The sequence below is a fragment of the Aeromonas sobria genome (genome assembly GCF_006243315.1).
Taxonomy (GTDB): domain Bacteria; phylum Pseudomonadota; class Gammaproteobacteria; order Enterobacterales; family Aeromonadaceae; genus Aeromonas; species Aeromonas sobria_A.
The window spans coordinates 1-10366 of the sequence record NZ_NKWE01000037.1; the positions used below are offsets into that span (position 1 = coordinate 1).

At 45.6% G+C, this 10366-nt stretch carries 8 protein-coding genes and 3 pseudogenes; 5 read left to right on the forward strand and 6 right to left on the reverse strand.

Going from position 1 to position 10366, the window contains the following annotated elements; genetic code table 11:
• A partial coding sequence (locus CF137_RS11935) for an H-NS family nucleoid-associated regulatory protein (protein ID WP_153227367.1) occupies positions 1–122 on the forward strand: 122 nt, incomplete at its 5' end.
• Positions 123–573: 451 nt separating this feature from the next.
• On the opposite strand, the gene CF137_RS11940 is transcribed toward CF137_RS11935, so the two are convergent.
• The 4 genes from CF137_RS11940 to CF137_RS11955 all read right to left on the reverse strand — a co-directional run bounded on the left by CF137_RS11940 (position 574) and on the right by CF137_RS11955 (position 5686).
• A complete protein-coding gene (locus tag CF137_RS11940) occupies positions 574–1503 on the reverse strand; it encodes a hypothetical protein (protein ID WP_139719227.1) in 930 nt (309 codons plus the stop codon).
• A complete protein-coding gene (locus CF137_RS11945; protein ID WP_101318646.1) occupies positions 1484–2515 on the reverse strand; it encodes an IS630-like element ISAhy2 family transposase in 1032 nt (343 codons plus the stop codon). The genes CF137_RS11940 and CF137_RS11945 overlap by 20 nt, the downstream gene beginning before the upstream one ends.
• Positions 2516–2603: 88 nt before the next feature.
• Positions 2604–3083 carry a hypothetical protein gene (locus tag CF137_RS11950; protein WP_139719229.1) on the reverse strand — a complete coding sequence of 160 codons (480 nt, stop codon included), beginning with the start codon at positions 3081–3083 and terminating at the stop codon, positions 2604–2606.
• Positions 3084–3451: 368 nt separating this feature from the next.
• Positions 3452–5686, reverse strand: coding sequence for a TonB-dependent hemoglobin/transferrin/lactoferrin family receptor (locus tag CF137_RS11955; protein ID WP_139719231.1), 2235 nt, complete (start codon positions 5684–5686; stop codon positions 3452–3454).
• A gap of 217 nt (positions 5687–5903) precedes the next feature.
• On the opposite strand from CF137_RS11955, the pseudogene CF137_RS11960 reads away from it, so the two are divergent.
• A pseudogene (locus CF137_RS11960) lies at positions 5904–6059 on the forward strand (transposase); the annotation flags it as partial.
• A 19-nt stretch (positions 6060–6078) separates the two neighbouring features.
• Here the strand turns inward: CF137_RS11960 and CF137_RS11965 are convergent.
• Positions 6079–6294, reverse strand: coding sequence for a hypothetical protein (locus CF137_RS11965; RefSeq protein ID WP_080574169.1), 216 nt, complete (start codon positions 6292–6294; stop codon positions 6079–6081).
• On the opposite strand from CF137_RS11965, the gene CF137_RS11970 reads away from it, so the two are divergent.
• Positions 6293–7255, forward strand: a complete 963-nt coding sequence (locus tag CF137_RS11970; RefSeq protein WP_101318654.1) for an IS1595 family transposase — start codon at positions 6293–6295, stop codon at positions 7253–7255. The two genes, CF137_RS11965 and CF137_RS11970, sit on opposite strands and share 2 nt — an antisense overlap.
• Here CF137_RS11970 and CF137_RS11975 read toward each other — a convergent pair.
• Positions 7233–8608, reverse strand: a pseudogene (locus CF137_RS11975) (IS3 family transposase); the annotation flags it as partial. The gene CF137_RS11970 and the pseudogene CF137_RS11975 sit on opposite strands and share 23 nt — an antisense overlap.
• A 258-nt stretch (positions 8609–8866) precedes the next feature.
• On the opposite strand from CF137_RS11975, the pseudogene CF137_RS11980 reads away from it, so the two are divergent.
• Together CF137_RS11980 and CF137_RS11985 are read left to right on the forward strand one after the other, a co-directional pair.
• Positions 8867–9064 (forward strand): annotated as a pseudogene (locus tag CF137_RS11980) (transposase); the annotation flags it as partial.
• Between the two features lie 952 nt (positions 9065–10016).
• Positions 10017–10265: a hypothetical protein gene (locus CF137_RS11985; RefSeq protein WP_011899418.1), complete on the forward strand. Its 249-nt coding sequence runs from the start codon at positions 10017–10019 to the stop codon at positions 10263–10265.
• Positions 10266–10366: the final 101 nt, after the last annotated feature.

Here is a 10366-nt window from a genome sequence, read left to right on the forward strand (position 1 = left end):
CGGCCAAGTACCGTTACCTGGTAGAGGGTGAAGCGCGTACCTGGACCGGTCAGGGCCGCATGCCTGCCCAGATCGCTGCTGCTATCGCAAGTGGCGAGTCGCTCGACGCATTTCTGATCTGATCCCCCAGGTCAGCTGCTGGGAGAACGTGACCAGGGGCGGCGGCGGTGGTCATTCCGCCCCTCGGTCGAGGTCGAACCGATGACCTCGCCTCACTGGCGGTGCCGTTTTTCAATCCCGCATCCCCGATACATCGATTTCCACCCGCCGAAAACCGATATTCCTGGGGTCAGCGCACGAAACGGATATTTTTGTACGCTAAGAGATTGGTATCGAAGCTGAGGCTGTGCCATTCCTGACGTTGCTCTTGCCACTGTCAGATTGGAGTACACTTCTTCCAGACGTCAGGAATGATGGCCTAACCTGTCAAAGTAGAGCCATTGCAGGCATTTACTGACACCCTCAGCACAACATCTATAGGTTCAAACGGACACAATTCCCGCTTAACGTACGATTTTTTCCCTTTCGTGAGCAGACCCCTTCATATGAACGCCATTTTGATTTTATGCTGTTTTAGTTGTTAACGAACGCTTCAACGTTGGTAACTTCGACGTGTGGTGCGCTGAGTTGATACTTTAGAGTGCTGGCATAGTCTTCATAAGAATTAATTCCCCACCCATCACCAAGGTTATAATTTTTTTTCATAAATTCAATGCTATCTTTTTCAGATGTAAATCCAGTATAAGGACTGTAGTCAATAATAGAGTGAATCTTATTCACGTCCACACTAAATAGAATGGTTGAATACGTAGAGTCAACCCTGTCAATAACTGGTACAGAGAAACCATCGATATTTTTTCCACCAGCAATAACTAAAAGTTCATATGGCATTGATGAGAAATAAGAAGCGTCGATACCTGACTCAGAAATATATGTATTGATCCAGGCAAGTTTTGGGTGTGGCTTTATTGCAATATTGTATTTGTCTGTGATTTCTGATTTTTTTAAATAACTATCAATCAACATCATGTTGTTATAATCACCGCCCTTACGGGTTTCTGAGCTGTTTACAGTACTATTGCGTGACGAGCCAAAGAAAACAAGTAGTTTTTTATTCTCATCATATTTCGGCGATTTATTAAATGCTGTTTTTAAGTCGAATCCAAATGTTTTTATTATTTTTCCTAAAACATTTGTTTCGTATCCATCTGAGATCTGCTTACCAAGCTTTGAGAAGCTAACAGGCAAAAGAGTAATGTACTGATCATTAATTATTTTATTCCATTGGTCGTGATCTTGTGCTAGTACGTCCAAATTCATAGTATCAAATATCTGAACTTTGAACGTTTTCACGCCGTGGGCATTCGCTTGATCAGCCAGCTCCAAAACACGATCCAAGCGATTGTTTGGAACAATAGAACCTGAACCTTCAAGGACAACAGTTATTGAATTAACACGGGCTAAATAACTGATCCTAATAGTGCTACACCTTCGCTGTGCCATAGCCATTCCCCGGGAAAGGAGACACGGTATCCATGAAGTGTTTCACTCGAGCCAGCAGGTTGGCCATCCCTCTGCATTGATGATTGCGCGTGATGGTTTCATGTAACTTGTGCCACAGCCGTTCGATGTGATTAACCCAAGGACTGTAAACTGGCTGGAATACCAGGCAGAACTTGGGGTTCTTCTTCAACCATCGCTCGGTCTGTTTGCTTTTGTGAATGATGTAGTTATCGAGGATCAGCGTGATGGTTTTGGCTCGTCGGTAGTGGTGACGCAGCTTTTCCAGCATGGCGATAAACAGGGATGAGTTTTTCTTTATCCCGCTGACGTAAAGCACTCTTCCGTTGCCTGCATGAAGAACGCCTGCCAGGTAATGCTTGGCATTCTGCCCCGGAGTGACAACACGCTTTTGCTGCGCTCTGAACATCCAGTCGGCCCCTAATTTGGGATTGAGGTCTATATCGACTTCATCCTCATAAAACACCGGGTTATCCGCATCACAACGGGCCAGCGCGGCGTCGATATTCGCCATTTTCTCCTGATAGGCCGGGTCTTTTATCCGCAAGGTCGGCACGGGCCTGCGCCAGACAATCCCCATACGAGGTAACCATCGACGAAGTGTGGAGGCGGCCACATTGAGCCCTGTTAACCGATTGATTTTGATAGCCAATAGTTCGGTACACCAACGGCTGCGCTGATAACCAAAATCTTGCGGAGAAAACTGCATGAGCAGCACCAGTAAGGTGACCATCTTGGCGATAGGTAAAACTGGGGCACGGCCAGCCGGTAAGGCTTCTAGCGCATCTATGCCTTCATCTCGATACCACCGAAGCCAACGACCGATGGTCGAGCGCGCAGCGCCGGTAAGGTGATGAACATCAGTGATCGTGCGTCCTTCATGTAACAGCAAGATGGCCATCAAGCGACGAGCATGCCCTTTATCACGCGTGGCATGGATGATTTTGTGAATGCGGCGCCGTTGTGACCGTGGCAGGGGTGGTAGGATAGGCATCAACTCAGTCCTTTGGGTGTGGCTTGTTTTGTTTGGCGACTAATGAGATCGCACAAACTGGGCTGAGTTCCCTTCCTCCAGTGATCTACTATTCGGAACAGTTATTTAGTGCATCGCTAGTCATCAACTCAGTAGAGCGGCGAATAAATGTTTCTTCAATGACCAGATTTACAGGCATTCCATCTGGTACGGCCATAACTATTTTTGAAATAGCTTCCAGCTCTTGGGGTTCTTTCGGCGTTTCAGGGCCACAACCATCATAACAATCAGAACGTGAGCCTTCGCTGACCAACGGAACGGAACCACGAACAAAAACATTATCAGCTATCTGTTTCTCTGTACCCTTCCAGTAATAAAGATCAAAAATGTCGTTTTTATTAGACGATTCAGCAGCGATAAGTCCAGTGATAACAGAGCGTGGATAAGTCGATGCATGAGAAACAAAAATGTTGTACTCGGCTTTGTTTGATGGGGCGATTGGTGTTGGTGGTGTGTTGGAGTCATTACTGTCATTGCAGCCAATTAGTAACGCTGCAAAAATTGCTGTTGCAAATATGTTGCGAATCATGATTTGTACCTCATCTGTGTGTTTTTTTCTTTATTTGTTAGAGTTGCTTATTTTTCTGAAAAAAATTAATTGTGACATAGTGTTAGTGAAATTAATATTATATTAATTGTTTTTAAATAAATAATATAATCCTGGTAATCACCTCATTTTTAGAATTTGTTGGAGCGTTGTTGCCCAAATAAACCAGCAAGTCATGACTTCCCCGCCCCAGGTGACCGCTACACTCGGGGCTTTCTGATGATGAAGGCGCGATCAACTTGTTCGCGCCTTCCCTAACATAACGAAGTAGAAATATATATTACTTCTGAAGGAGATGAAAATTAATGATTTGCATCTCCTTTAAGGTATAGTATCAAATAAAGTTTTTGTCAGAAAATAAATGCTAATTCAGCAGAGAAATTTCTACCTGGAGAAGTGAGCCTACTCAACCCCTTTCCTTGCTCATCAATCATGTTGGTTGTGCCAAACTCTGGAATGCTTCGCATAGCATCCCATGTTGTATATTCTTGATTGAAGACATTGAAAATCCCTGCTCTGAAGAACGCAAAGTCAGTAATTTGATATTTACCAATCAAATCAAAAACAAAATAGGAGTCATTAACATACTTCCACTCTTTACCATTCCTAATGGCATCGCTTAACTTTTTACCTTTTGAATACGTTAACATACCATCTATTTCAAATTCCCCATTAGATGATGAGTACTTCAGATCGGTTATATTTTTAAGTGGTTGAACTGCCATTAAAGAGTCGCCATTAGATGCTCGACCATGTTGATAAGATATTTTGTTCTCTATGGACAATCCAGGTAGAAAAATGTTTGCATCAAGTTTTATTGATGCATCGACACCGTTTATTTGTGCTGAATCTATGTTTGTGTACTGTAAGTGATTCTGGGGTAAAAACTCAGGCCCCCATTGCGGATGCCAAGGATTGGTCGTTAATCTTTCACTTTGCTTAAGATCAATAAAATCACTATATTTTGTATGATATCCATTAATAGCCGCATTAATAATGCCTTTTTCAACCTTTAATGATATTTCATTAGTTATTGCACTTTCCTCTTTAAGTTCATTATTAGGTTCAAGGCGGTTTGCGGCCCCATCTGTCCCAAAGTCAAAATATAACTCTTGTGCTGTTGGTGTTCTAAATCCTTTGCCCAATTTATATGATACTGTAGTGCTTTCAATGGGCTTATAGTCTAACCCAAAACCCATTGATAAAACAGAATAATTATGCGCTATATAATGATGCTCTTTATTACCTGTTGTGCTTGGTTTACTTTGCCCAGGTTTATGTGCAACCCAATCTTTTCTAATACCTAAATGTAGATTTGTTGCTGAATTAAGCTTAATCTGATCAAATAATGATATATTATACTCTTCACTTTTTACTGGTGTGATAATTGAATAGTTTTCGTCAAGTTTGTCATTTGAAAAGAAAGTTGTATCAACGTTTTCATTTTTTAATTTCTTTATTTTTAGCCCGCTAGATAATGCGAACTCATGGTCGATATTAAATGTACTTGCTTTGTCAAAGTCCATTGACATCTTTAGTGTTTTATTATCTTGTTTAATTCGCCTGTTATATATCTGTTCAGTTTTATTTGTTTTGATTTTTTGCACAATACTAATGGCTGATTGATCTATAGACTGTTGTCCAGCAGATATTTTTAGCTTTTTAATAAAACCATTTTGCTCTCGCTCATAGTAAGCTCCAAGGGAGCCTGCTAATGAAAGATCATCTCCAAGTCTCGCGTCTGATCCAAATAGCTCCCACGACTTTTCATCTGTTTTTGTTTTTTCTTTTTTTTCATTCCAAGAAAACCCCAGTGTATCCTTTTCAGTAAGATAAGCATTCAGCTTTATAAGTGTTGCATTACTATTTGTTTTTCGTGGATCTGGAGTTCCCCTTGATCGACCGTAGACATCATTATCTGGTGAGTGATTTTTATTTTCATGCATTTTTCTGTATGTATTTAGTATCATGAAGTCGATATATGAATTGCCACTAGCGAAACCTATCGTTTCTTTTTTTTGATCATTTCTAGAATAGAAGGCACTTTTCGATATAAAACCAAAACCTTTTTTCTCATCTATTATGTCAGATGGAGATAATGTTTCATATGAAATACTACCACCCATAGAACCACTGCCATTTAAAATAGAATCAGATCCTCTATTGATCGTAACTTTTTTAAGCCAATCAACCTCGGTTTCATTAATTGTGCCATTAAAATACCCATATCCTTTATATATTTCATTGTTAAATGTTTCTGCTTGTTGTATGCCATCAACAAAAATACCAACACGATCACCATCAACTCCACGAATAGCTAGACCATTGGAGCCGAATCTACCACCATCAGTAACGCCGATATCCGGTTGTGTACGGAGCAAACTTTTTAAGTCATAAGCTAAATTTTTAGATATATCCTTTTGATCAATGGTAATTGCATTTATGTCATGATTCCGTTTACCTTTTATAATCATAACTTCATTAGGTTCACTTGCAAAGACGATAAATGGTGTACAACAAAATGTAATGATAAATCTATTTTTTATTAAAAACATATCATAACCCGTAGATGCGAATGATAACAATTACCATTATCCTTTTCAAGGTAAAGAATTGCAAGCATTTAAAATAGATATACTGCTTGTTGCTACTTCGCCGCCTTTATTGACTGAAATGATTTTAATCGATTGGCTGACTGACTTAGTCATCGAAATTGTAAATAACAAAAACACTAATAGTTGAATATCCCCCAGTTCCCTAGACACCTCACAGCCTTAAAATGAGGCAACTATTGGAGGTGTTATGACCCGTCAGCGTTATCCAGAAACATTCAAAATCGAAGCGGTTAAACAAATCACCGAGCGCGGACGGCCGGTGGCTGACGTTGCACGAGCCCTTGGGGTATCCAGCCACAGTCTGTATACTTGGCTCAGGCAGTACGGTAAGCCTGCTGACCAGCTAAGGTAGTTGTCGTTTTTTATGCTGCCCGGCGTTCATTTTCCGGATTGAGCGCCACCATACTTACTGGTGTCCAGTTCCTTGTTTTCCCAGACCAGCGTTCAGGATTCTGGCATCGCGCGGCTTCATAGACAGCTTCCCGTTGTTTAAGCAGGGGCTTATCCAAGGCGCTGTCCCAATTATGTGTTGAAAGGCTAAGCTTGAAGTAGGCCATCACCTTGAGGTCTACCATCATGGATACCCCAGCCTTTCAACACCTGTTGTCTCTGTTTCCACAACTTACCCTGCGCCAACGCCGTGTTGCCCAGCAGGAGCTCACTGCGCCCCACACCATTACCTCACTCAATACCCAGCTACCTGCATGCAGCGGTTGCCCACATTGTCAGGCCGATGCCAATCAGCTGGCCCCCTGGGGATGGAGTCGGGGACTGCGTCGCTACCGTTGCAAACTTTGTCTACGCACCAGTACCGTGCTGACCAAGACCCCCTTGGCCAGATTACGTAAAGCGCAGTGCTGGGAAGACTACGCGCAAGCCCTCATTGAAGGACTCACTGTCCGCCGGGCAGCGCTGCGCTGCGGGGTCAGCAAGAACACCGCTTTCCTCTGGCGTCACCGCTTCTTGCGTGCCATGGCCGCCCATCAAGCCACACGGGAAGAGGGTATCGTTGAGGTCGATGAAACCTTCTTCCTCGAGTCGTTCAAGGGGCAACGGGGATTGCCTCGTCTGGCTCGGCGTCGTGGAGGTAAAGGGCGAACCCGGGGAACCGGGCCGGATTACATCCCGGTGATGGTGGTGCAGGACCGTGCAGGTCACCATGCAGATTTTCAGTTGGAAAAGATGAATGCCGAAACAGTCATTGCGGTCTTAAAGCCCCTTGTCTCGCCGGATGCCGTGCTGTGTAGCGATGGTGCGGGCGTGTATGCCAGTTTCAGTAAAGTGCAGGGAGTGACTCATCAAGTAGTGCGCAATCGTCAGGGTGAGCGAGTGGCCGGCGCGTATCACATTCAGCATGTGAACGGCTATCACCGTCGGTTGAAAGAGTGGATGGAGCGCTTCCATGGCGTGGCGACGCACTACCTGAGGAATTATCTGGGTTGGCGCAGGATGCTGGAGCGTTATGGGAAGGGTGTGAATATCAAAGCGTGTTTGCATGAGGCGCTGGGGCACCCCATGCAACACGTAATTGGGACATAGCCTTATCCAAACCCTGGTGCCTTTGTTCTGGTGTGACAAACTTAATCCCGCTATGACGATGTTGGGTGTTGTACCAGCGTATGAAGCTGTGCACCCATGCCCGCGCTTTGCTTATATCGCTAAAACCATCGGCAGGCCATGCAGGGCAATATTTCAGTGTTCGGAACAACGACTCCGAGTAGGGGTTATCATTGCTGACCCAGGGTCTACTGAACGATGAACAGACGCCCAGTTCATACATTTTGGCCAGCATGGTAAAGCTCTTCATCGGAGCCCCGTTATCTGAGTGTAAAATTAGTCCGCTATTGCGGCAGTTTTCCATGACGACGGCCCGCTGTAACAAGGCTGCGGCATATTCACCGCGCTCAACCTCCCTCACTTCCGCTGCCACAATTTTACGGCTATATATGTCCATGAGCATGTATAGATAATACCGCTCCCCTTTGACCTCTCCTGGTAAATGGGTGATGTCCCAAGACCAGACTTGGTTCGGACCATGTGCTGTATAGCTGGTTGGACGGCTATAAGTACCACGGGGTTTCCCACCGGCTCTGTGGTGCAATTGATCTTCTGCCTTCAGGATCCGATAGAATGTTGATTCAGAAGCAAAATATATACCCCTGTCAGCAAGCATGGGGACGATCCTCGACGGAGGCAATGACGCGTATTCCGCCTCAGAGCATACCTGTAGTACCCGTGTTCGCTCATATTCTGTCAGCTTATTGGCTGGCACTGGCCGTCTGGCTAATGGTCTTCCATCTGGTTTTAGCCTGCCGTCACAGAACCATCGCTGAAAGGTCCTGTGTGCAATACCAGCAACTCGGCAGGCCTGCGCATAGCGAGCCCCGTGGTCTACAGCTTCCTCTATCAGCGCAATTATCCGTTGCCGCTCCAGGTAAGAGGTCAGTCGTCCTCTTCGTTGTCCCGGAGGGCTGACAACTTTTCCTGAAGTACCAGCAGTGCAGCCAGTTCGGCCAGAGCCTTGTCTTTTCGACGCAGCTCTTTTTCAAGAGCTCTGATACGAGCTTTCTCTGAACGAACAGCTCGCTGTTCATCAACCAACTGGCGATGCTTTGGCTGATTGGCCGCCAGGCAATTTTGCTTCCATGCCACAAGATGCTCAGGGTACAGACCATGCTTCCGACAATACTCAGCCAGCTCATGTTCAGACAATGCGGCCGTTTCAAGCAGGATCGTAAAAATTTGCTCAGTAGAATGCTCCGAGTCGGGTTCGATTTTTCGGATGATCAGCCCCTCTAGTTCCAGTTGTTTTCGCCAGCCATGAACAGTTGCAATGCCAACACCAATATAATCAGCAACCTGTCTGAGGCTCCAGTTATAGGGTGGCATCATATGCATGATGGCTCTCTCCCTAAGCTCAGGCGCAATCCTGTGATTAGCCATTTTACAGCTCCAGCCCCCAGTGAAAAAATCAGGCGACAACTACCCTGCCACTGGGGGGATCAGGGTGTTCACGTTGGCCGGAATGGCTGTTCAACTTCGCCGGAATACGCAGCTGCTCGAAGAGTCTGCCTTGCAAGCCGAGATCCGCCGCCTGAAAGCCGAACTGCGCCAGGTCACCGAGGAGCGCGATATTCTAAAGGAGGCAGCCTGTTTGAGTTTCTCAAGGACTATGGCACTGAAGCTCAGTGCGAAAACTCGCTGTTCACTTGGCGTTTTCCTCACAGCTTTGTCTGCCCTGAATGTGCCAACAAGACCTATTGTCGCCTGAAAAGGCGGCCACATGTGTGGCAATGCAATCACTGCAATCACCAGATGTCATTGACTGGAAACACGATTTTCGCAAATCACTGCCACCTTTCAAAAACGATCGTTTGCGAGAAGTAAGGCCATGCCTGGCGGCTTACCGTACGATTTTTTCCGTTTTCTGAAGTGACCCCAGACACGACAAAGTGAGGGTCAACTAGTAAGCTAGCCGCGACATACTATGTGTACTGGCTTGTTGCTGTTCGCGCACATTTTGAAAAACAATCCAGAAGTTACTATTGATATTTTAAATTAAAGCCCATACGTCCCTTTAGAGGGACGTCCTCTAACGCACTACTAAAGGATAACTACTATGGCTCTTAAACCAGGTCCGAAACCAATAGCTAAATCAACTGGAAAACCTGATCAGCGTCGCCATGACAATAAAGATACGCCAGGGAACACTCCAGCTCTAAAACCTAGTAAATCCACGAAGAAATAAGAAAATCAGGCACCATCGAGACTGTGTAAATACGGGGCCAATGGCCCCCTCTTCAACGAAGCGAGTTCACCAACACAGCACTAGAAAGCACCGCCACCGCGAAGCACAAGTTTGCCTTAGGTGAGTTAGTGGCTAGAGCGTGAAGGATATGGAACAAAATGATGGGCATGTTGGCCTCCTTGATATAGTTGAGATGGGATACGTTCTCCTATAGTGAGGGGTTATTCCTCGCCCCACTATCATGGGGTGTCAGGGCTCAGCGGGATATGAAGTCCAATGGAACAGTTCTGTACGGTAAGCCGTTGACCTCCCAAACCGGCAAACTGAGAGTTAAATGAATCCCTACAGTGAGAGATAATGACCTTGTGTTGCGCTACCCATGGTAACGACCTTGCTCTTCTTGGCCGCTCCCCAGTAGTGGCCTTTTTTCTGTCCCTTCCCCTTCCAATCATCAAAATCAGATAACGAACAATCAATATTTGTTTTTGATTAATGGTTCAGCATACTATTCTTGTCTGGCCCGGTGGCCGCCGCAGCAATCGAGGGAACAATATGCAGGAGCTGAAAGCAAAGTGGGTATTCGAGCAGGGAGGGTTTTCCAAAGCCTTGATCGCATGTACACCAATGGGTACTGGCTATCATCTGCACCTGGTGAGATTTGGCCGTCAGGGCGAGACAGACATCATTGAGCGCCAGCGTGGCGGCTGGCGGTTATTCAAGACTATCGATGCCGCCGTGCAAACGGCCAGGAATATCGGTTTTCGGCGGGTGGAAATCGATGTATCGGGGATGCGGGATTGAAAAAAGGCACCGCCAGTGAGGCGAGGTCATCGGTTCGACCTCGGCCGAGGGGCGGAATGACCACCGCCGCCGCCCCTGGCCACGTTCTCCCAGCAGCTGAC